The organism is Acinetobacter sp. PK01 (assembly GCF_022819285.1).
GTDB lineage: Bacteria > Pseudomonadota > Gammaproteobacteria > Pseudomonadales > Moraxellaceae > Acinetobacter > Acinetobacter tandoii.
The window spans coordinates 2160346-2184221 of the sequence record NZ_CP094643.1; the positions used below are offsets into that span (position 1 = coordinate 2160346).

General features: G+C 39.5%; 17 protein-coding genes. 8 read left to right on the top strand and 9 right to left on the bottom strand.

The features are described 5' to 3' along the window. Positions 1-41: 41 nt before the first annotated feature. Positions 42-2270, bottom strand: coding sequence for a hypothetical protein (locus tag MP622_RS10235; protein WP_243790819.1), 2229 nt, complete (start codon positions 2268-2270; stop codon positions 42-44). Positions 2271-3247: 977 nt separating this feature from the next. Here MP622_RS10235 and MP622_RS10240 point away from each other — a divergent pair. Continuing rightward, positions 3248-4168 carry a chromate resistance protein ChrB domain-containing protein gene (locus MP622_RS10240; RefSeq protein ID WP_243790821.1) on the top strand — a complete coding sequence of 307 codons (921 nt, stop codon included), beginning with the start codon at positions 3248-3250 and terminating at the stop codon, positions 4166-4168. 2 nt (positions 4169-4170) lie between these two features. Continuing rightward, positions 4171-5523, top strand: coding sequence for a chromate efflux transporter (chrA, locus tag MP622_RS10245; protein ID WP_243790823.1), 1353 nt, complete (start codon positions 4171-4173; stop codon positions 5521-5523). Between the two features lie 95 nt (positions 5524-5618). Here the strand turns inward: chrA and MP622_RS10250 are convergent, their stop codons facing one another. The 6 genes from MP622_RS10250 to MP622_RS10275 form a co-directional block, all read right to left on the bottom strand. After that, positions 5619-6323: a response regulator transcription factor gene (locus tag MP622_RS10250; protein WP_243790825.1), complete on the bottom strand. Its 705-nt coding sequence runs from the start codon at positions 6321-6323 to the stop codon at positions 5619-5621. Positions 6324-6333: 10 nt separating this feature from the next. Continuing rightward, positions 6334-8979, bottom strand: a complete 2646-nt coding sequence (locus MP622_RS10255; protein ID WP_243790826.1) for a sensor histidine kinase KdpD — start codon at positions 8977-8979, stop codon at positions 6334-6336. A 13-nt stretch (positions 8980-8992) separates the two neighbouring features. Further along, complete coding sequence (kdpC, locus tag MP622_RS10260) at positions 8993-9628, bottom strand: potassium-transporting ATPase subunit KdpC (protein WP_243790828.1); 636 nt, start codon at positions 9626-9628, stop codon at positions 8993-8995. 9 nt (positions 9629-9637) lie between these two features. Beyond that, complete coding sequence (kdpB, locus tag MP622_RS10265; RefSeq protein ID WP_243790829.1) at positions 9638-11650, bottom strand: potassium-transporting ATPase subunit KdpB; 2013 nt, start codon at positions 11648-11650, stop codon at positions 9638-9640. A 16-nt stretch (positions 11651-11666) separates the two neighbouring features. Then, positions 11667-13364 (bottom strand): potassium-transporting ATPase subunit KdpA, encoded by a 1698-nt coding sequence (gene kdpA, locus MP622_RS10270; RefSeq protein WP_243790831.1) that lies wholly within the window; start codon positions 13362-13364, stop codon positions 11667-11669. 618 nt (positions 13365-13982) lie between these two features. Further along, entirely contained in the window at positions 13983-14759 is a 777-nt protein-coding gene (locus tag MP622_RS10275; protein ID WP_151504288.1) for a class II aldolase/adducin family protein, read from the bottom strand. Between the two features lie 474 nt (positions 14760-15233). On the opposite strand from MP622_RS10275, the gene MP622_RS10280 reads away from it, so the two are divergent. Further along, positions 15234-16202: an MBL fold metallo-hydrolase gene (locus MP622_RS10280; protein WP_243790833.1), complete on the top strand. Its 969-nt coding sequence runs from the start codon at positions 15234-15236 to the stop codon at positions 16200-16202. 53 nt (positions 16203-16255) lie between these two features. Here MP622_RS10280 and MP622_RS10285 read toward each other — a convergent pair whose 3' ends face one another. Next, positions 16256-16837: a LysE family translocator gene (locus MP622_RS10285; RefSeq protein WP_171069569.1), complete on the bottom strand. Its 582-nt coding sequence runs from the start codon at positions 16835-16837 to the stop codon at positions 16256-16258. A gap of 463 nt (positions 16838-17300) precedes the next feature. Here MP622_RS10285 and MP622_RS10290 point away from each other — a divergent pair, with 463 nt between their 5' ends. Next, positions 17301-18914 carry an oleate hydratase gene (locus tag MP622_RS10290; protein WP_243790835.1) on the top strand — a complete coding sequence of 538 codons (1614 nt, stop codon included), beginning with the start codon at positions 17301-17303 and terminating at the stop codon, positions 18912-18914. Positions 18915-19041: 127 nt separating this feature from the next. On the opposite strand, the gene MP622_RS10295 is transcribed toward MP622_RS10290, so the two are convergent. Continuing rightward, complete coding sequence (locus MP622_RS10295) at positions 19042-19233, bottom strand: NF038215 family lipoprotein (RefSeq protein WP_243790837.1); 192 nt, start codon at positions 19231-19233, stop codon at positions 19042-19044. Positions 19234-19512: 279 nt separating this feature from the next. Between MP622_RS10295 and MP622_RS10300 the strand changes: the two genes are divergently transcribed. The 4 genes from MP622_RS10300 to MP622_RS10315 all read left to right on the top strand — a co-directional run bounded on the left by MP622_RS10300 (position 19513) and on the right by MP622_RS10315 (position 23847). After that, on the top strand, positions 19513-20061 hold the full coding sequence (locus tag MP622_RS10300; protein ID WP_243790838.1) for a TetR/AcrR family transcriptional regulator: 549 nt from the start codon (positions 19513-19515) through the stop codon (positions 20059-20061). 12 nt (positions 20062-20073) lie between these two features. Next, positions 20074-21723: an MFS transporter gene (locus tag MP622_RS10305; protein WP_243790840.1), complete on the top strand. Its 1650-nt coding sequence runs from the start codon at positions 20074-20076 to the stop codon at positions 21721-21723. Between the two features lie 33 nt (positions 21724-21756). Further along, positions 21757-22914 (top strand): HlyD family secretion protein, encoded by a 1158-nt coding sequence (locus tag MP622_RS10310; RefSeq protein WP_243790842.1) that lies wholly within the window; start codon positions 21757-21759, stop codon positions 22912-22914. A gap of 63 nt (positions 22915-22977) precedes the next feature. After that, positions 22978-23847 (top strand): pyridoxal-phosphate dependent enzyme, encoded by an 870-nt coding sequence (locus MP622_RS10315; protein WP_243790844.1) that lies wholly within the window; start codon positions 22978-22980, stop codon positions 23845-23847. Positions 23848-23876: the final 29 nt, after the last annotated feature.

A 23876-nucleotide genomic window follows, 5' to 3' on the forward strand; every position in this document is an offset into this window, starting at 1 on the left:
GCATAGAACACATGAGTTAACCTAACAGAGTGAAGCTAAAGTTAATTTTTCTGGTTACTAGCTTTTGCAACTTTAGCAGTTGAACCCTTGATTAATACTTTTCTGATAGGATCGACTGGCCTTGGCTGAAAAGCCTCCAAGTAGCAAAGGTATCTAACAACTGTTTGTTTAAGCAAATTTTGCTTATTTTTATCCTTTGCAGAAATTACGACATATTTTGAATCAAACTCTGGTTGTGATAGAAACAATCCTATAGATTTAGTTTCATCAGAAACATCCTGAAAGTCACTTTTGCTTTTAGAGTCAAAATGTTTTGTTAAAAATTGGTTCCAATAATTAATAACCAAAGCTGGTATATCATCTAATTTGGTAAATGCATCACGAGGGAAAAAAAACAGAGCATCAGCAATAGTTTGTTTACCTTCAGTAAGGCTCCAGCATCCCAAATAGCCCGTACATTTTGATAGGGGTTGAGCTCTTTTGCCAAAACGAATGAAACTTGTAAACAACTTGGAAAATTCTGCTTGTGGAATACGTCCCCACGTTTTTAAATCCAACGAGAATTGAATCCTATAGATCACTATATCTTGCGTAAAAATAGCATTTAAATAATCAACAGCAATTTCATAACGCCTAGCACAGATTTTGTGTTGCTCTTCAATTGCCAGTTGCTTGTTCATCTCTAGATAATTCGAATTTATTCGGTTCCTCAACCAGCGTTGGTTCACTGAGTTACCCAAATACCTATCACTTAGTATTGATACAGCTTTATTCAACTCAATGGTTTTTTGCAAATTAAGATTGAATATTTCTTCAATATCAATTTTAGAAAAAAAACGAATTAAAGCAAAATTTACCACACAGATCAGAGGACTTAATCTATTACTTTCCGCAAACTTTAAAAGACGTTGTACCTTTGTATGATCTTGAATTAAATTGAAATATTGACGACAGCTAAGTGTAATGGAGTAAGTCCATTCATCACTAGTAAAAGAATAACCTTCCTTTAATTCTCTAGGATAATCAAAAAATACTCCTCTCGATGCTAATAAATTTTCTAAAAAAATTTCCAAACGTAAAGCGACTTCAGCTAAATCGCTAAAGTTAGTATCCATATTCGCGTATTCAGCGTAAATAAGCTTTGCTACCTCAATTCGCTCAATCATGGGCTTGGATAGATTGTGATATTGCCAAGTTTTTTGAGGATCCTTACCTCCTATTGTTTTTTTCCAGAACTCAATATTATCTTTACGAATTACTAAAGGGTCAGCAAATAAAGCATTTTTAAATCTTAAAAACTCACCATTTACAGGAAGTGGATCACCACTATTATTTTCATATTTTAGCCTCATCAATTGATCTATATAATCGTAGTACCCCAAAATCCAATACTTGAATTGGCTAATCAGCTCTGTTTGTTGATATGAAATTTTTGAGAAATCTTGCTTAGTGATCTTTTTGGACTTGTTGAGCCAATTCGTTATCGTTATGCCTGAATCAAACTTATCCTGACTAATATTTTTAGTAAGCTGATCTATCACCTTCTTAGAACTAAATTTTTCTTTTCCATCAAAAAATAAAATGCAATGCAAATTTAAGCCATGATGGTGATCATTTTCCCACTTAAAAAAACCGCTTAGAAAGTTTGAAAAATTGTTTAAATACTTTTCTACCTTTTCACCATAACTAAAATTCATACGTCGAAAATCCTGTTCAGGACTACCAAAAGGATTCTTAAGATTTATATCAAGACATAAAACATTAATTTCTAAATAAAATGATATTATTTGCTCGAAATAAGAACACCTATTAATGTGCTCTAAACGGCTCTTACGGCTTTCGTATTCTAAATTCCAACAAATACTGGCGTGATTATCTTCCACCCAATTCTTTAAATATTTTATTTGATTTAAAGTAAACGGATCATTTTTCAAGTTATCAAATTTTTCTTTTAAATCTAATGATAAATTCGAATATGCTTCATTCCTATTTAAATTTGAAAAATGTTTAATACTATTGTGTATGTTTCTAATAAATTCCTGCAACTCTGCAGATGATTTCATTTGACTAAAGACATATCCGCCATCTGTAAAAATAGATGTATTGGTCAACAATTTACTGAAATACAAATATGTATCTTGATCAAATATACCCGCTTCAACCTCAGATTTTAAAAATCTCTGAATTACAGAATTTTTCTCTGTTTTCACATCTTCAAAAAACTTTGAATAATGTTCTAAGACATCAACAGACTCCTTAAAAAAAGTCACTTTAGCTCGCTCCTCAACTGATAAAGAATCAACTGAATCAAGTACACGTAGCTTAAGCAACGAAAAGAGATGATCTGAATGCATAATAAATTATAAGTTATTAAATTATATGTTTAATTTAACATAAACAAAGAATAAAAACCAAACTTATAATCATATAAATCACATAATAAAATTACAATAGTCACCTTTTTTTAGAATATAAATCATCAATCCTATGAAATATACTTAAGTATTAGTTGACATATCGTATTCTACAAAACTAATTAAATTTAATTTTTCAATAAAAGATCGACAGTTAATTTCTTTAATTTGAAAGTGATTGAATGTTTATAAATTTTATTGCAAGGCTAATTTCTATATATCAACTATCACGGTTAATTAGAAGCTGTATATAATTGAAAGTACGATAAAGTGGCTAGAAAATACCCATTAACTTAACAGACAAATAAAATAATACGAGAGGGCAGTTTTATTTTTTACGGTATATTTTGCGGTAAAATAATTCCACCCGAAATTATTATTTTTGTTTTTCAATAATATATATTGTAAGTTCGAGTCCCGCAGGGCGCACCATTTTATGGTGGATTTTAGTCTTTAACGCTCTAAATTAAATATAAACGGAAAATATACTTTATATTTTTAGCCAATCCAACAAACCTGCTCCCTTAACCACATTCAATACTTAAAAAATAGAAAAAAAGTCTATTCAGGACAATTTTATATAGATGAAATCAAATGACCATTTGACATCATTAAGTCATAATTTTTGCCATACAATAAGCTTAGATACAGCAATCTTTAAATTATTCTAAAAGTTTTCAAATCAATTGCTCATCTCTGTTTCTAAAACAAATCAGAAATAAGCTTTGTTAACGATTAGGTTCATATCTATTTTGTATATATTCTTTGCAGAAAATATGATCTACTGATTGTAGAAATAAAATATACTTAACAAAATATGTTTAGTATATAACATGAAAATATCTTTACTCATATCTTCACTTCCCACACAAAACACAACCACTCGTATGCGAGTATGGAGATCTCTCAAGGCAAGTGGTGCGGCAACCCTTAGAGATGGAGTCTATGTACTCCCGCTTACACATAGTGAGAAATTTGATGCTATTGCTCATGATGTCATTTCTGAGCAAGGAACTGCTTATATATTCCATACAGAGTCCCTTTCAAATCTTGATCTTTCGAGTATTTTCAGTCGAAGAGAAGAATACGATGCTCTTTATAAACAACTTACTGTATTACGAGACCACCTGACTCAAAATCAAAAGAAAGAGCTACTCAAGCAAGTTCGTAAACTCCGAAAAAGTATCGATGCACTTGTAGAAATTGACTATTATCCTGACGAAACTCAGGCACAAGTGCTAAACGAACTTTCATTATTGGAACGCGCTATTGCCCGACTCGGTGAAGTTAACGAACCCCAAGCAATACAAACTCATATTCAACTTTTAGACAAAACAGATTATCAAAACCAAATTTGGGCAACTCGAAAAAGACCTTGGATAGATCGGCTAGCTTCTGCATGGCTGATTAAGACTTTTATCGATGCCACACCGACCTTTATGTGGTTAGAAACCCCCACTGATTGCCCCGAAGAAGCCTTAGGTTTCGATTTTGATGGCGCGAGGTTCAGCCACGTCAATCACTGGGTCACTTTTGAAGTTCTTTTACATAGTTTTAATTTAGAAACACCAGCACTCAAGAAAGTTGCTGAAATTGTGCATTACCTTGATGTCGGCGGGATTGAACCACCAGAAGCAATAGGGATTGAAAAAGTCATGCAAGGTCTTCGAAGCCAAATAAGCAATGATGAACAATTATTTGAATTATCCAATCATATTTTTGATGGCCTCTATGCCAACCTATCCAGAGAATAATCATGGAACAAGAACGGATTACCCCCCCCGAAGCAGAAATACAAGCTGTTTCATTTTGGCAAGCCTTTCTGTTTTGGCTTAAATTAGGGTTTATTAGTTTTGGTGGTCCCGCAGGTCAAATCGCGGTCATGCACCAAGAACTGGTAGAACAAAAGCGTTGGATTTCCGAGAAACGTTTTTTACATGCACTGAACTATTGCATGCTCTTACCAGGCCCTGAAGCACAACAGTTAGCGACTTATATTGGTTGGTTAATGCATAGAACCGTTGGGGGTTTAGTTGCAGGCATTTTTTTTGTACTACCATCACTTTTTATTTTAATTGGCCTTTCATGGGTCTATGTCAAATTTGGTGATGTTCCTATTATTGCTGGACTGTTTTACGGTATCAAACCCGCAGTCGTTGCTATTGTTTTTCATGCAACACATCGAATTGGGAGTCGATCACTCAAAAATAAATTCTTATGGTTGATTGCAGCACTTTCATTTATTGCGATTTTTTTCTTCAATTTACCCTTTCCTTTAATCGTTTTCTCTGCTGCGATCATTGGATATCTGACCAGTAAAAAATATCCCACCTTATTTTCTAGCGGAAATACGCATCAGCAGAGTAAAAAAGATTATGGGCGTGCGTTCATTGATGATGATACGCCTACGCCCGAACATGCCATATTTAACTGGAAACGTTTGGGCAGTATTTTACTGATGGGAGGGCTACTGTGGTTTCTTCCGATCCTAAGTCTAAGCTTAACGCTTGGGTGGAATCACGCCTATACGCAAATGGCTTGGTTCTTTACTAAAGCGGCCCTGCTCACCTTTGGCGGTGCCTATGCCGTATTACCTTATGTTTATCAAGGTGCGGTTAACTATTACGGTTGGTTAAGCCCAACTCAAATGATCGATGGCTTGGCATTAGGCGAAAGCACGCCTGGGCCTTTAATTATGGTGGTTGCTTTCGTTGGTTTTTTGGGCGCATTTAACCAAGCTCTCTTAGGTCCAGATCATCTATTCTTGGCAGGTGCGATTGGAGCAACAATCGTGACTTGGTTTACCTTCCTATTTTCCTTTATTTTTATCTTGGCTGGTGCACCGATTATAGAATCGACACATAATGAGCTCAAATTTACAGCCCCCCTAACCGCTATTACAGCAGCAGTTGTCGGCGTGATTCTTAACCTTGCACTATTTTTTAGTTATCACGTGCTTTGGCCAACAGGATTTGGTGGCTCTTTTGATATCGTTGCTGCTTCAATCGCACTTGCAGCCCTAATTGGACTGTTCTATTTTGAGTTGAAAGTCATGTATGTCCTTGCTGCTTCTGCGTTAATCGGCTTACTTTGTTTTAGCTTTCTCTAATGCACATAAATTAAATGAATTTATTGTTTTGTGGGATTTGATTGAATCAATCCCACACTAATTTTAAGTCCCTTGTGTTCTCTTGAAGTTGATCCTTAAGATTCACCCAAAAAACGCAACCCGACCCCTGCAATAGTAAAAATATACTTTGGGTTCATCGCTGAGTCTCCGATTTTAGTTCGGAGTTTTTTCAGCAGGATTCGAAGATAATGGGTATCTTCTTCATGCGTGATGCCCCATAACTCCGTCATGATTTGTTTTTGAGTCACGATCTTACCTTGATGACGAATCAGCAGTGCCAACAGTTGAAATTCTTTTTTGGTGAGAATAATTTCTTCATGGGCTAATTTCACGACATGCTCAGCCACATCGACGGATAATTGACCATCATCAAAGACAATGTTCAGTCCAGATTGCTGTGGTTTATTACGAAACATCACTCGAATACGCGCACATAATTCCTGAATGCTAAACGGTTTGGTGACATAATCGTTTGCACCTGCATCGAGCAATTTAATTTTTTGATTTTCATCAGGGCGTGCAGATAACACAATCACAGGAATGTCCGACCAGAGTCTCATCTCGGTCAATACCTGCTGTCCCTCCATATCAGGTAAGCCCAAATCTAAAATCAGTAAATCCGCACCACGGGTTGCCAAAATTTCTAAGCCTTGCATGCCATTTTCAGCGACATGCACCTGATAGCCTTGTGCGCGTAAGGCAATGTCCAAAAATTTTCGGATTTGAGGCTCATCATCAATAATCAGAATTGATGCATTGGGATGAATTGTTTGTGGCATAAAAATGTTTTTAGTCCTGATGTAACGGTAATCGTATGCGAATTAAGGTGCCTTGACCATCTGTTCCGCCAAAAGCTTCGATACTGCCCATATGAGCGCCAATAATGGCTCTGACAATCGCCAGCCCTAAACCTGTCCCCGTTTTCCCACGATCACCACGCTGCATGGTATAGAACATATCAAAAATTTGTTCACGTTCATCTTCAGGAATGCCGATCCCCTGATCGATAATGTCAATTTGCAGAAATTGTTGCTCTTGCTGAATTTTCAATTCAATCGGAACATTCTCTGGTGAGAACTTGGCGGCATTTTCCAAGACATTAAAAATGGCTTGTTCAATCAAAGCAGGATGCACATACAATTGCGGAAGTTCTTCCGCCAAAACAACTTCGATTTTCACCTCAGGCTGATAGCGTTTCAGTCGTTGAGTTGCCGAGCCAATCAGCTCATCCACACCGATCCAAGCACGACTCAAAGTCAACCCTTGATGACCTAATCGAGTCATATCCAACAGGTTTTGAATATAACGATCAAGTCGTTCGCCCTCGATATGAATGGTATCTAATAATTCATGCCGATCGCTTTCAGGCATTTGTTCACCATAATATTTAAGCGTATCTGCTGAACCAATCATCGCGGCTAAGGGTGAACGTAAATCATGCGAGACCGAAGAAAGTAAGGCGGAGCGGAGCTTTTCCGTTTCAGCCACCACACGAGAATTTTCTAACTGTAAAGAGAGCTGAACCCGAGCAACAGTTTGCGCAATGTCTTCAATCATCAACTCAGTTAAACGTTGCAATTCAAAACTGATGCTTTGAGCGTTTTGATGAAACCGAATTGCAATCACCCCATATTCTTTCACCAAATTTAACGGAATAAACCACCAATCAGAATTGGTCAGGGTATTGGTAAAACGTCCACAGGGTTTCGCATTCTTTTGTGTCCAATCTGCGGCAATCTGATCTTTTTCATTTAAAGCAGAGACATCACCTAAAGACTGATTTTCAACTTTTAACCAAACCGTGGCATTTAATGAAGTTTCTAAATGTTGTTTGGCGACATTTAACACCTGTTCAATATCTACACAGGTCGATAGCTTGCGCTCTAATTCTTGTAATTGTAACGAGACTGAATTTGCTGCGCGTAAACTCAGCACCTGAGCACGTAATTGATTGGCTAAACGCCCGACCAGTAAGGCTGAAATAATAAACGTGATAATGGTAATCACACCGCGTTCAGCACTGATCATAAAGGTAAAGCGAGGTTCAATAAAAAAGTAGTTATAGAGTAAAAAACAGATGAATACGCTGATAATTGTAATCAACATGCGAGCCCGTATCGCAACCAATAATACAGTCACAATAAAAATCAAAGCTAAGTCACTATACCCAATAAAATGATCACTGATTGCCGCCACAATCAGTCCTAGCAATACAATGAGAGTACTTTCGAATACTTCGCGTCGATTAAAAGCCAAGCCTTGTTCTCGCCAAGATGAATGAGCTGTATCGTTCGGGCTGGTCTGATTATTTTGAGCTTTTAAAGGTTGAACAAAAGTGATTTCAAAAGGATGTTGTTTTTCTAAAAGTTGGTCAGCAATATGATCTGAAAATAAGCGTTGCCATAGCGATTTTTGAGGGCTCTTGCCAAGTAAAATATTGGATGCACCATAATCATAAGCCGCCTGTAAAATGGTCGATGCAATATGATTGCTATACAGCAAATAGGTATCTGCACCGAGCTTACGCGCTAGGTTAAAAGCCTTCGTCACCGTAAAAATTTGCGTCGTTTCGGCTTTACTTTTTTGAATCGAAATGACGCTCCATGTGGCATTGCGTCTTTCCGCAATCCGATGGGCACGGCGTACCAAATCTTCTGAAAACTCAGAACCATCTATCGCCAACAGGACGTGATTTTGAATCGGAATAATCTGCCCTTGCGCAACAAATTTTTCTCGATAATCAATATCGACCTGCCCTGCAACAGTTTGAATTGCCAGATCACGTAATGCTGTCAAATTCGCAGCTTTAAAAAAACCTTGTAATGCATGGGGTGCAACATCAGCGAAATAAATCTTGCCATGATTCATCCGTTCTAATAATTCGGGAACAGGTAAATCAACCAGTCGAATGTCTTTCAAACGTTTCAGTAGTGCATCGGGGACAGTTTCAGTTACCCGAATCCCCGTAATTTGGTAAACCACATCATTGAGGCTTTCCAAATGCTGAATATTTAAAGTGCTATAGACATCAATGCCTGCATCCAACAACTCATTAACATCTTGCCAACGATATTCATGCCGACTATTGGGTACATTCCGATGGGCCAACTCATCAACAAGCACAATTTGAGGCTTTAATTTAAGAATTTGGTCGAGATCCATCTCTTCCAACATTCGCCCTTGATATTCCACAGACTTTCTTGGAATAACATTTAGCCCTTGAATCAGACGTTCTGTATCAGATCGACCGTGAGTTTCCACCACTCCGACCACCACATGCTGCCCTTGTTGCATCAATTCATGCGCTCGGGTCAGCATGGCATAGGTTTTCCCAACCCCAGGTGCTGCACCCAAGAAAATGGTTAAACGTCCAGATTGTTCACGTTGACTATGTGCCAACCATGCATCTGCTTTATTGTTTCGGTCGATCTGCATAAGGTCTGCTCTATCAACGTATGGTCGATGACAATTGCTCTAAGGCTAAATTTAACTGCAACACATTCACTCGCGCTTGCCCATATACGCCGAACTGTGCAGGCTGAATTTGTTGTTGTACCAAATCACGAACTTGTTGCTCAGGTAAATGACGTTGCTGTGCCACTCGTTTCACTTGTAAAAAAGCACTTTCAGGTGATATATCAGGGTCAATCCCACTGCCTGATGCCGTAACCATATCGTTCGGTACCTTCTGCTCTAAAATATGATTGTCTTGAGCAAATTGCACCGTTCTTTCCTTAATTTGTTTTTGTAAGTCAGGATTGGAAACTGCCAAATTACTGCCCGCCATCCCATCAACACTGTAACTTACCGCACTCGGTCGTCCATGGAAATATGGTTCACTAACAAAGTTTTGTCCTACCAAACTTGACCCCACCACTTTACCATTCAGTTCAATGACACTGCCATTGGCTTGTTTGGGAAAGATCAACTGTGCAATAGAGACGCTTGCTGTAGCGTACAACATGCCTGCAATCAAGAAACCAACCGTAACCAAACCGAGGCTTGGGCGTAAAACCGAATGAACAGGATTCGATAATTGAAGATTTTGTTGGTTCAATTGCTCATGCTTCAATAAAGTATTCATATCTCACTCCTAAATCCACAATGACACAATAAGGTCAATGAGCTTGATCACAATAAATGGAAAGATCACACCACCTACACCGTAAATCAGCATATTACGGCGTAACAATTGCAGCGCACTGGCAGGTTTGAATTGAACGCCTTTGAGTGCCAATGGAATGAGCATTGGAATAATCAAGGCATTAAAGATCAAAGCGGAAATCACTGCACTGCTTGGACTACTAAGCTGCAAAATATTCAATACCCCAAGTTGTGGAATTGCCACCGCAAACAATGCAGGTAAAATGACAAAGTACTTAGATACATCATTTGCCAAAGAAAAAGTGGTTAATGCTCCACGAGTAATCAATTGTTGCTTACCAATTTCGACCACATCTAGCAATTTGGTTGGATCAGAATCTAAATCCACCATATTGCCCGCTTCTTTGGCTGCTTGAGTACCTGAGTTCATAGCTAAACCAATATCTGCCTGTGCCAAGGCTGGTGCATCGTTGGTGCCATCACCCACCATTGCGACTAATTTTCCTGCTGCTTGTTCGTTACGAATACAAGCCAATTTATCCTCAGGTCTCGCTTCTGCAATATAGTCATCCACCCCAGCTTCGGCCGCAATTGCAGCCGCAGTCAATGGATTGTCTCCTGTGACCATAATGGTTTTGATGCCCATCTCACGTAACAGTGCAAAACGTTCTTTAATGCCTTGTTTGATCACATCCGACAGTTCAATCACACCCAAAATATTGTGATTCGAAGCCACTACGAGTGGTGTTGCACCTTTAGAAGCCACTTGCTCTACACGAGTTTTAAGCTCAATGTTGTCTTGAATATTTTGATGGGTAAAGTTAAGAATGGCATCGACAGCACCTTTACGAATCGTTTGTCCAGTTGCTAGATTTATTCCTGAAAGACGAGTTGATGCACTAAACTGAATGAATTCGGCATCTTTCGGCTCTTGGATACTTTCACCTAATTCTTTCCCAAGGCTGATGACCGACTTCCCTTCAGGCGTTGGATCGGCAAAAGAGGTCAGCATCGCTGCTTGGCGTAACTCACTGGGTGTCACACCTGCCAATGGATAAAAAGCAGTCGCTTGGCGATCTCCATAGGTGATCGTGCCTGTTTTATCCAACAGCAACACATCAATATCACCCGCAACTTCAACCGCTTTGCCCGATTTGGCTAAGACATTGGCTTTTAAAGCACGGTTCATCCCTGCAATCCCAATTGCAGGCAGCAAGCCGCCAATCGTGGTTGGAATTAAACAGACCAACAATGCAATCAGCAAAACCATACTGATTTTGATCCCAACCATTGGACCAATAAAAGGTAAGGTTGCCACCACTACAATAAAGGTGATGGTCATAATATTGAGTAAGATACTCAGTGCGATCTCATTCGGTGTTTTTTGACGATTAGCACCTTCAACTAGGGCAATCATACGGTCTAGGAAGCTATGCCCTGCCTCATTACTGACTCGAATAATAATTTCATCTGACAAAACCTTAGTTCCACCAATCACACCTGAACGGTCAGTATTGGCTTCACGCAGTACGGGCGCAGATTCACCTGTAACGGCTGATTCATTAATCGTGGCAAAACCCTGAATAATCTCACCATCCGCAGGAACAATTTCACCAGCTTTGACGACAACTAAATCATCCTTTTTCAGTAAATTTGCAGAAATCACTGTCGGTACGGCATTCAGATCGGCAATTCGATTTGCGGTTAAGTTTTCACGCGCCTGACGTAAAGATGCAGCTTGTCCACGTCCCTTGGCTTCAGCAACCGCCTCGGCATAATTGGCAAATAAGACCGTGACCAATAAAATCAAGCTTAGGACTAAACCAAAACCTAAACTGGTACTTCCCATCAAAGTGGCAACAAGGGTTAAAACTGTTCCGACCCACACACATGCCATCACTGGATTTTTAAACGCGTGTTGAGGCAGCAATTTATGGAAAGTTTGCTGAATAATTTCTTTATTCAAGATATCCATCTGTTGTGTCGCATTTGAATGTTTCATTGTGCTTGCTCCACGCTTAAACTTTTATCGACAAATAGTCAGCAATTGGCCCAATCACCAACACTGGCATGAATTGCAACAAGGTCAGAATCAACACGATCCCGATTAAAGTCAGGGCAAAGGTTGGAGATTCGATCTGTAAAGAACCTTTGCTTTCGGCTGCTTGCGGTTTGGTTGCTAAACTCACTGCAATCAAAACAGGGATAATCAACACGCTATAACGCCCTGCCAATAACGCCACACTGGCACTCAGGTTCCACCATAAAGTGTTATCGCCTAAACCTTCAAAACCTGAACCATTATTGGCATAGGCAGAAACATACTCATAAAACACTTGGCTAATGCCATGAAAAGCTGGATTTGAAGTCCCTGTCATGGATGGAAAGGCAATGGCGATGGCCGTCAAACTCAGAATCACCACAGGCTGTAATAGAATCACCAACGCTAATAACTTAATTTCAGTGACTTCAATTTTTCGACCAAATAGTTCAGGAGTACGTCCTGTCATCAAGCCTGCAATAAATACTGCCAGAAACAGATAAATAAAGAACTGTAATAGACCACAACCAATCCCGCCCCAAATGGCATTAATCAGCATATTGCACAGTTCAACCAATCCCGTGAGTGGTGAAGCCGAGTCATGCATCATATTGACTGAGCCGTTATTGACTTGTGTAGTCAAGCTTCCCCACAGTGCGGATGCCTCAGCACCAAAACGGGTTTCCTTGCCTTCCATCCATGCCGTATTTGGAATTAATGAGGATTTTTCTGTCCACAGGGTGAATAGTGTTGAAGACAGAGACATCAACAACATGCTGCCAAAAATCATCCACATGAGTTTTTTACGTTGAATAAAGCGTCCCACCATAAACACCGCAGAAAGTGGAATCAGTAAAATCGCTATCATCTCAATCACATTGGACAATGGGGTTGGATTTTCTAAAGGCACAGTACTGTTTGGCCCATACCAACCACCACCATTACTACCCAGTTGTTTAATCGCCACCATCGGGGCAACGGGACCCAATGGAATATGTTGAGTTCTGACTTCTGTGCTTTGCTCTAAAACTTGCGCTGTTGGACCCGCAGATAATGTTGCAGGGACACCTTGAAAAGTGAGCAGCAAAGAAAAAATAAATCCTAGTGGAATGAAGAATCGAAATAAGGGACGGATGATATCCATCCAATAATTGCCCAGATTAATACGATTCCATTTGTTTTGTTCTGAGTCTTCTGCTTGAGCGGATTGTAAAAATAATGCTCTTAACATAGCCACCAATAAGGCAAGCCCCACAATCGGCGACAAATATTGCAATCCTACAATCACAGTCATTTGTGATAGATAAGACAATTGTGCCTGCCCAGAATAATGCTGTTGGTTGGTATTGGTCAGGAAGGAAATTGTGGTGTGTAAAGCCAAGTCCCAATTCATATTAGGAATATGATCTGGGTTTAAGGGTAACCAAGCTTGAGTCATTAAAATAGCGACACTTGCCCCCAGCAATAAAATATTGCTCAGAACAAAAGCACCCAAATATTGTCGCCAGTTCATCCCACTGCGCTTGACGCCGAGTACCGCATAAATCGGTTGCTCAATCCATTTAAAAAAACGGTCACTTTTCATTGGCTTGGCTTGCATCACATCCGCAAGATAAGCACCAAGCGGATAAGCCAGCAACAATGAAAAGACAAATACAGTAATAAATTCCCACATAGCAAATGCCATTTAAAATAGGTCATCATTAGTATGGAAATTGAGGGCGTAAATTCTCTATATTGAAAAAAGTCAGCTGCGTAAATTTCGCGTAAATTTTTAAATGATTCAGATTAGGGATAAAAAATTGACTTGAAATAAGAAGGGAAAAATCATCAGTGAACTAGCGCAGAGAATGTCTACAATCGGCACATCGGTTATTACTCATCACCAACAAAATGTTAGAACAAAGGGGTGGAAAGCTAAACATCAAAATTTCAATGTTAAAAAATACGCTCTAATCTGTTCTGCATCATTGAAAATATCTATATTACAGTTTTTACCCAAGATTTTACTTGAATAACTTCTGCATCTGCTTAGTCGCATCAAAATCACATATTACATCTGTTTAAAATTAATCGAATAATGACACATTCTTCATGTTTGAATTTGAAACCAAGCATTCGCTTGAAATGAATACTGACTTAAGCAGAATGGAGGGCAAACCAAATGATAAAAAATTATTTATATAAATTACTTACTCGAATATAGGTTCATCCGTTTAGAGCAAACTAAATTCATGTCTAAAATACCAGAACATGAATCAAGTTTGCTCAAAGCGTTCAATATTTTTATGATTTAGGAACAGTATTCATCACGCTGATTTTCAATCAGAGAAAGCGCAGCATTCCATGCTTTCAGCATTACCATCTCAATAATGTCCGCCTCAAATTGTTGTGCAGTATGTTGACGTACCGCTTCTGACGGAACATGTAACTCTGCTCCACCTGCCATGGCTTTAATTTGTGCCTGACACGCACGCTCTAAAAAATAGATTTCATGGAAAGCACGCTGAATGCTATCACCTGTGGTTAATAATCCATGATTACGTAAAATCATGGCACGATTTTGCCCCAAATCTTTTACCAAACGCTCACGTTCCTCTGTACACAATGCCACGCCTTCATATTCGTGATAACTCACTTTGTTATAAAATTTTAGGGCATGTTGAGAAAGTGGTAATAAACCATGTTTCTGAGCGGAAACCGCAATACCATCTGCGGTGTGAGTATGAATGACGCAATGCACATCTTTACGTGCATGATGGATGGCTGAATGAATCACAAAGCCAGCCGTATTCACCATTTTACCTTGGTCATAATCTGCGACAGTATTACCGTCATAATCAATCTTAACCAAATGCGAAGCCGTCATTTTTTCAAATGGAATACCATATTGATTAATGAGGAAATGACCATCTTCATCAGGTACACGCAAACTGATATGTGTATCAATTAAATCTGTCATACGGAAATGTGCAATTAAACGGTATAAGCCAGCAAGCTGGCAACGTGCTTCCCATTCCGTTTCAGATACGACATCTTTTAGACTTTTCATTGTTTGTAAACTTGTCATCCCTTAATCCCTGTTTTATATCGCTGACTCATACTTGAGTGAATTAGAAAAAATAGCATCAACCCATTATTTCAAATAAAGTTAGTTCTTTATGCTTTCACTGACCGAACCTTCAAATGAATCTTTCGCTTCTTAGCCATTCTGCATCTGTCCATCGACACTTTAATGAGCTATCGCAGTAACAATCCATGCTTAAAAACATTCTTTATCATAGCGTTGTTTGAGTCTTGAACGATTCTGCTATTTTTTAATCTTATTGTCTTTGAATTGGCATCGTCATTCGTATTCTTTTACTGTGGACATGATGCGTATTACTTTTATGTGAATATAAATTGCCCTTTATCCCTCAATAGCAAAATAAAACATCCGCCTTTAAACTTGAAAATCTAATGCCTAAAACAGAGTCATTAAATTGCTGTGAAATCATTTACATGTTAAAAATAAAGGACTTTATAATTTTATATATGAATCCCAATGAATAAATATATTGCTGCAACTTTCATCTGCGCAAGTGTGATTAGTCATGCTGCATTTGCCACTTCTCCACCCGCTCCAATTCAACAGCAAAAACAAATCGCTGGTTATTACCAATATCAAACGGGTGATGTGCAAATCACTGCTCTTCTTGATGGTACAAACTTTATGTCACCGACTCTTTTTAAGAATCTGCCTGAAAAAGAAGTCCATGATATTTTAAAGAAATACTATGCCGACCAAGCTAAAGGCATACAAACCTCGATCAATGCCTTTTTAGTCAATACAGGCAATTCACTGGTTTTGGTGGATAGCGGAGCTGCGAGCTGTTTTGGTTCACATTTAGGTTCAGTCGTAAACAACTTAAAGGCTTCTGGCTATAAACCAGAACAAGTTGATACCATTTTACTTACGCATTTACACCCAGACCATGTTTGTGGGATCAGCAAAAATGGTGTTGCCAACTTCCCCAATGCCACAGTTTACGTATCAAATGATGAAGCCAATTTCTGGCTCAATCCAAAGCAAGTCGAAAAACTACCGAAAGAGAAACAAGCAGGCTACTTAGGAACTGTAGAAAAAATTCAGCAAGCTATAGCCCCTTATCAAGCTAAACAGCGTTTTAAAACTTACAAACTTGGCGATAAGATTCAAGGATTTGATGTAATAAATACTGCTGGGCATACCCCAGGACACTACAGTTATGCATTAAAAACGAAAGATGAAACGGTGGTATTTATTGGTGATATTGTGCATTCACATACTGTGCAATTCGATAAACCTGAAACCGCTATTGAATACGATATTGATCCTAAACAGGCCGTTGTGACCCGCTTAAAGCAGTTTGCTGGATATGCAAAAAATGGGGAAACCATTGCTGCACCACATTTACCATTCCCAGGAATTGGACACATCTATTCAGTAGATGGAAAAAGCTATCAGTGGATTCCTGTGCATTTTAAGGACTAGTCTATAACTGAACCACCCTCTCCGTTTAGGAGAGGGTCAACGATGTAAAACTGTTACTTCATTCCAAAAATCAGTTTTAGCCCAAGTAAAGTCATAACCCCACCCGCTACACGGTCAAAAATCGCTTTCGATTTTAAATAAACTTTACGTGGACCTTCTGCTGACAAAGCAACTGCCACCAATGAATACCAACCTGCATCAATAAAGAAACACAGCATAGGTAATACGACATAAAAATAGGTCGGAATGTCTTTCGGTAATAAAGCGGTGAAAATACTGGCCAACACAATCGCAATTTTCGGGTTACTCATCTGTGTAATTAAGCCCAATCGGTACGCTTGTTTATAGCTCATTGGAGCTGTTTCACCATTCGTAGTTTCCATTGGCTCCTTAGCATGCTTAATAATTTTAAATGCCAGCCAAAGTAAATATAAACCACCACAGATTTTTAAAGCGAGATATGCCGAAGGCACTGCTAATAGAATGGCTTGTAAACCCATTACCGCCAATAAACCGAACAACGCTGCACCTGTTCCTGTACCCAATGCAGTAAACAAACCGTGTTTACGCGAAATCGCAATTGAGTTTTTCGCCACATAAATAAAGGTCGGCCCAGGGCTAATTGCGCCTAACATTAAAGCTAAGGTAATTGAACCTAATATAATGAGCGATTCCAAAGCGCACCTCGATGCATTGGGATAAAAATGGGTGCATTATTTTAGACAAAATTTGCACCAAAACCTATCAAAAAATGTGTTTAGCGAAATAAAAAACACTGTAAATCATATTATCCCAAGCGACTCTATTCCCTTTAATATTGTTATTTAAATACACATGTAAAGTATTTATTAATGCCAAAACAATGAACTCAATTAGAGTAATTATTCAATATAATATTTATTATCATATGCTTAAAATTATAACACAGAAATTTTACATTTTAACTTAATTACTTTTTTCTCCATAAAACCATTTTTTTAATCAAAATTTCACATTAAATTTTCACATTTCTTTCATAGTATTCTTACACCAACAATCACATACTAAAAATATGGTTTTATTTTACTTTCTGATAAAAATGACACAAGAGGGTTGATCATGCCGAATAAAAAAACATTCGACGCTAAACACACACATCTCTGGATCGTGGGGGGTGGCATTGCAGGTATGGCCGCAGCAGCCTTTGCCATTCGTGATGCACAAGTCCCTGCCCAAAACATTCATATACTAGAAGAATTAAACCTTTCGGGTGGCTCGATGGATGGTGGTCAAACTCCTGAAGCTGCACATGCATGGGTTACACGTGGTGGACGGATGCTGACTGATGAAACCTATTTATGTTTATGGGATTTATTTTCGAGTATTCCCTCTTTAGAAAACCCAGACATTTCTGTACGTGAAGAATGTCGTGAGTTTAATGAGCAAGTGAAAACCCACGCCAATGCACGATTAATTGACGCCAAGCATAATATTTTAGATGCGGAAAAATTAGGTTTAAGCAATTTGCATCGAGCCCAAATGCTACGCTTATTAGCATCAAAAGAAGAAAAAATTGGCAGTCGTCGTATTGATGAGTTTTTTGATGACTCTTTTTTTCAAAGTAATTTTTGGCGCATGTGGCGAACCACTTTTGCCTTTCAAAAATGGCATAGTGCGGCTGAATTAAGACGTTACTTCTTACGCTTTATTCAAGAACTGCCTCGCATTCATACTTTGGCTGGCGTAAAAAGAACCAAATATAATCAATATGATTCGATGATTCTGCCTTTACAGCGTTGGTTAGTTGAACAAGGCGTTGATGTGCGCTTTGGCAATTATGTCACCGATGCTGATTTTAGTACGGATGAAACCACACAAGAGCGTCGTGCGACCAAACTTTATGTCACATTACCCGAAGGCAAAGAAGAAATAGAGCTAAAGCAGCATGATCTTGCCATTTTTACCTTGGGTTCAATCACTGCCGACACACGTTATGGCAGTAATGATGATGTTCCCGCATTAATTCGAGATCGCCAAGATCATGGTTGGAGTTTATGGGAAACGCTTTCCAAAAAAGCACCTGATTTTGGACGCCCTATGAGTTTTTATGGCAATGTAGATGAACACAAGTGGGAGTCATTCACGCTAACCATGAAAGATGATGTACTGCTTAAACGGATTATTGACTATACAGGCAATCAACCTGGTACAGGTGCGTTAATGACATGGTTTGAATCAGGGTGGCATTTGTCGATTGTGGTTCCCGCACAGCCCCACTTTGCCAATTTGCCACAAGGGACTTTTACTTTATGGGGTTATGGTTTCCAAATAGATCATCAAGGTGACTACATCGCTAAACCTATGAGCGCATGTACAGGCAAAGAAATTTTGACTGAATTAATTCATCAATTAGGTTTCGAGGACATCTTAGAACACGTACTTGCTAACACTGAGGTCACAACAGTCATGATGCCGTATGCGTCAGCCCTATTTGCTTGCCGTAAATCTGGAGATCGTCCTTTCGTGATTCCAAAAGGATCACAGAATTTCGCATTCTTGGGGCAATTTGTAGAAATTGAAGATGATGTGGTCTTTACCGTCGAATATTCAGTTCGTGGAGCAATGTTTGCCATCTATGAATTCTTTGGGGTCGAACGTAAAATCCCAGAGATTTATAATGGTTTACTCGATCCTAAAGTTGGATTAAAGGCTTTAGAAGCAGTTTTCCACTAATGACTTGAATTAAAAAAAAGAGCATCATTCAGATGCTCTTTTTTATTTAATCTGTTTTGAATCAGTCCAATTTTTGCCTTCGTATTGGCAACTAAAATCAAGTCAAATTCATCCAGAATGAAAAATACTAAGGTTGTGAATGATCGACATCGGATGTTCGATCACGAGCCATCGACTTATAATCATGATCAGCCACAGGTACGCCCCCAATGACCATGGTTCTAACCATCGTTTGAGGTTTATTCAGATCATCCTTTGCATCACAAGCTGTGAGCAACCCTGCCATAATACAGATCAGTATCAAGGATATTTTGTTCATCACATCCCCTTTTTTTCTTTCTTATTGTTTATTCAGCATAGCACTTTTATTTTTCCAATCCTATTAACTTTGTTACAACTTTTATCCTTCGACATGAGCAGTTTTAAGGCATTTTATTTCTTTTAAAAATATTAATTATATATAGTAAAAACAATAATATAAGTAAATTAAATTAGAAACCTATAAAGTCATTTACAAAATCTTACAGGACTGAATATTTACAACGGACATTTTTGTCCGTTAAATATTAGTACTCCCAAATCAAATGAAATAATCACCATGACCAGTCGTCAACAGCGTGCTGCACAAAACCGTGAAGAATTACTAGAAGCCGCGATTCAGGTTTTTCGCACTCATGGGATAAATGCACCGCTGCAAATGGTCATTGATGCAGCCAACGTCGGACGAGCAACTTTTTATCGTAATTTTGAAGACCGTCGTGCGTTGGTGATTGCACTTATGGAACAAGCTTTGGAACGGCTTGCACTCCGTGCTGAAGCATTTTCTCAGTATGACGATGGCTTTATTCGTTTAATTGAAAACCATGTCTACAACTTACCTTATTTAACTGCACTGATGGAATATTGGCGGGTGATTGATCGTAATGATCCCATCATGGTCGATATTTACGCACGTCGCGATGCAATTTTACAGCCTTTGATTGATCAAGCCATTCGCCACGGCGTATGTCGTCCCGATTTGACCACCCAAGATTACGCCATGATTACGGCTATTTTAAGGACTTCATTTCAAGGACTGACTGATAAAGAGCAACAACAACTTGCGCAACGTGCGATTGAACTACTCCTCAATGGTATTCGATCATAAAGGGCTCCACTCATGACACAGCCCCCACGCCTCCTCGAACCTGCGCCAAACTGGACGCCCGAAGAAAAGCCAACCCTACCTGGTTCCCCAGCCGTAATTGCTCACTCCAATACCAAACGTATTCTATATTTTTGTATCGGCTTGTTTATCGCACTGTCTGCGAGTCTGAGTAATGGTTTTATTACCGCGAATTTGCCCTTAATTCAGGGTGAATATGGGCTCACTCCTTCTGAAGTGGCTTGGATTCCTGCGGCTTATGTCATGGCAAACGTCAGTTCTAACCTAATTTTGTTTAAAGCCCGCCAACAATACGGTTTACGTCTATTTTCTGAAATTGGTCTACTCATTTTTATTGTGGTTTTGGTTTTACACGTCTTTGTGCATACCTTTGAAATGGCAGTGTTGGTACGTTTTATTAGCGGCATGGTTGCAGCACCTCTCAGCTCTTTAGGTATGTATTACATTATGCAGGCCTTTAAGCGGGAAGATTTTGGTCGCAGTATCTATTTGGCTTTAGGCTTCCAACAGCTCGGTATTCCCTTGGCATGGATCATTTCTCCATACCTCATTGATGTGAATAATTGGAATGTCTTATACACCTTTGAAATTGGTTTAGCTCTGTGCTGTTTCGCAATGGTGGTGTCTCTTAAATTACCCCGCAGTTTAAGAGTAGCTGTTTTTGAAAAACAGGACTTTTTCACCTTTGCCTTGCTTGCGCCTGGTTTTGCCTTTTTGTGTATCGTGTTAACCCAAGGACCAATCTTGTGGTGGTTTGAAGTGAAATGGCTGGCTTACCTGTTAATTGCTGGATTCAGCCTAATTGTGCTTGGTTTGGTCTATGAGCATTATCGGGTCAATCCACTGATTATGACCCGTTGGCTGGGTACATTATCCACGGTGCGTTTTATCATTGGTGCCTTTGCAATTCGCTTCTTAATGTCAGAGCAAAGTTATGCTGCGGTAAGTTTTCTCAAAACAATGGGCATGGGACCCGATCAATTTGTTCCGCTCTATGTGGTGATCTTTTTAGGCATTGTGTCTGGAACCTTATTTAGTGCGATCACCTTTTCACGTGAACGGATTATTTGGCACCTACTGTTAGCTGAAGCTTTGGTATTGGTTGCTTGCGGACTGGATTTCCATCTCACTAGCGATGTTCGTCCTTCCAACTTTTATGGCAGCCAATTTTTGGTCGGCTTTGCCAGTGGCGTATTTATTGGTCCATTGCTGGTTACAGGAATTTTAAGTGCCATGCAAAAAGGCCCCACCCATATTGTCACGTTTATTGTACTTTTTTCAGCAACCCAAACTTTTGGTGGCTTAGTCGGTTCATCCTTTTATTCTACCTATCAACAGGTTCGAACCCAAAACTACCGTGCCGAAATCATTCAGCAGCTCCCAGAAACCAACCCTTTAATTGCTCAACGAATTTTAACCTATCAGCAAAGCTCACAACGTTACACACTCGATCAGCAATTGGAACAACAACAAGCCTTAAAAAACTTAAATCAAGTGGTGACTCGAGAGGCCCAAGTACGTGCCTATAACGATGTGATTAGCTTCAATGGCATTGTCGCCATGCTGCTGTTGCTATGGGGGACATTCCTGATTGCACGGAATCAATACCAACAGCAGCAACAAGCGAAAATCGGTCAAACCTAATGCCACCGCTCCCTATTTATTTGAGAAATTGTTATGTCTGATGATCAAAAACCAGTAGCTCCCGCTGAAACAAATGTAACTTCTGAAAATACGCCTGAGGCTGAACAGCCAACGGTGACAGCACCCACTACGCCGCCATCCAGCAAACTCATTCCAACAGCGAAACGTACCTTGATTTTGATGTTTTTAGTACTGATCATCGGTATTGGCATCATCTTATGGGCGTGGAAAATTGGACCTTTTGACAGTGCAGTTGAGTCTACTGACAACAGCTACATCAAAGGCAAAACCACGGTGTTATCGTCTCAAATTAACGGCTACGTCAAAGATGTATTGGTCAGTGATTTTGATCACGTCAAAAAAGGCCAAGTATTGATGCACATTGATGCTACGACTTATGATCAGAAAGTGACGCAGGCGGAAGCTGGAGTAGATCAAGCTAAAAACAACCTATCCAATCAAACGCAAAGTATAGCTCAGCGTAAAGCCGATATTGTCGCAGCAGAAGCCAAAGTCGAACAAGCGCGAGCAGCGTACCAACTGTCATTGGCACAACAGCAGCGCTATCAACAGCTGGGAGACTCTGGCGCAGCGTCTAAATCAGAACAAGACAAAGCCATTGCAGATACACAAAATAATTTAGCCCTATTACAGCAGGCGCAAGCCAATGTCTTGGTGGCAAAAGAAGCGCTCAAAACCGCACAGGTGGCCGAAACAGGTTTGAAGGCACAAGTCACCAATGCTGCGGCACAACTGGATCAAGCTCAAACCACCAAAAATTACAGCAGTATTATTGCCCCAATGGATGGACAACTCGGTGAAGCGAACCCACGTGTAGGACAATATGTGGCAGCAGGGACACAGTTGCTCTATCTGATTCCACAACAAACTTGGGTCACTGCGAACTTTAAAGAGACTCAAATTGCCAACATGAAAATTGGGCAAAAAGCATGGTTTACGGTGGATGCCTTAAATCATCAAAAATTTACAGGTCATGTCGAGCAAATTTCCCCTGCGGCTGGTTCAGAATTCAGTGTGCTTAAAGCCGATAACGCGACAGGTAACTTTACCAAAGTGGTACAACGGATTGCAGTACGGATTGCAATTGACCCGAATCAAGCGGGTATTGAAAACTTACGTCCTGGCATGTCAGTGATTAGTTCAGTCGATACCCACTCTGCACAACGTTAATCTTGTGCAGAAAAAATTCATTTTCATTTACACTATGCTCTGAGCCAAGTTGATAAAAATTCTATGTTTGACCAAATTGCCCAAACCATTCCCTATCAGCAAATTACTGTCGAAGGATTTGAAATTAGCATCAAACGTTTGGACTTAGTTCATCCACATATTTCAGGCAATAAATTTTTTAAACTCAAATACAACCTGTTAGCGGCACAGCAACAAGGCTATAAAAAACTGCTGACCTTTGGTGGGGCTTATTCCAATCATATTGCTGCGACGGCCTATGCAACACAGTTATTTGGATTTGAAAGTCTAGGCATTATTCGAGGTCAAGAGCTAGTCAGTAAACCCTTAAACCCAACTCTACATACGGCGCAACAATTTGGTATGCAGTTGCAGTTTGTAACGCGAGAAACCTATCGACAAAAGCAAAGCTCAGCCTACTTAGCACAGTTACAACAAGATTACCCTGACTATTATGTGATTCCGGAAGGGGGAACGAATCCGCTTGCCATTCAGGGCTGTACAGAAATTCTCTCTGATGAAGATCGACAAAATTACGACCTGATTTGTTGTGCAGTCGGTACTGGGGGCACCATTGCAGGCCTCATTGAAGCTAGTACTTCACAACAGCAAATTTTGGGCTTCTCCGCGCTCAAAGGCGATTTTCTTACAGCAGAAGTGCAGCAACTCACCCAAAAAAATAATTGGCAAATTACCGATCAATATTGTTGTGGCGGTTATGCCAAAACTACGCCTGAACTACTGCAATTTATTCAAGACTTTGAGCAGCGCTATCAGATTCCACTGGAACAGATTTACACAGGCAAAATGCTGTTGGGCTTAACCGATTTAATTCAACAAGGTGAATTTCCAGTAGATCATCGCATTTTAGTGATTCATTCTGGCGGGCTTCAAGGCCGTTTAGCTGCGCTTTAGATAGTCCTGAAAAAGCAAAAAAGATGGTC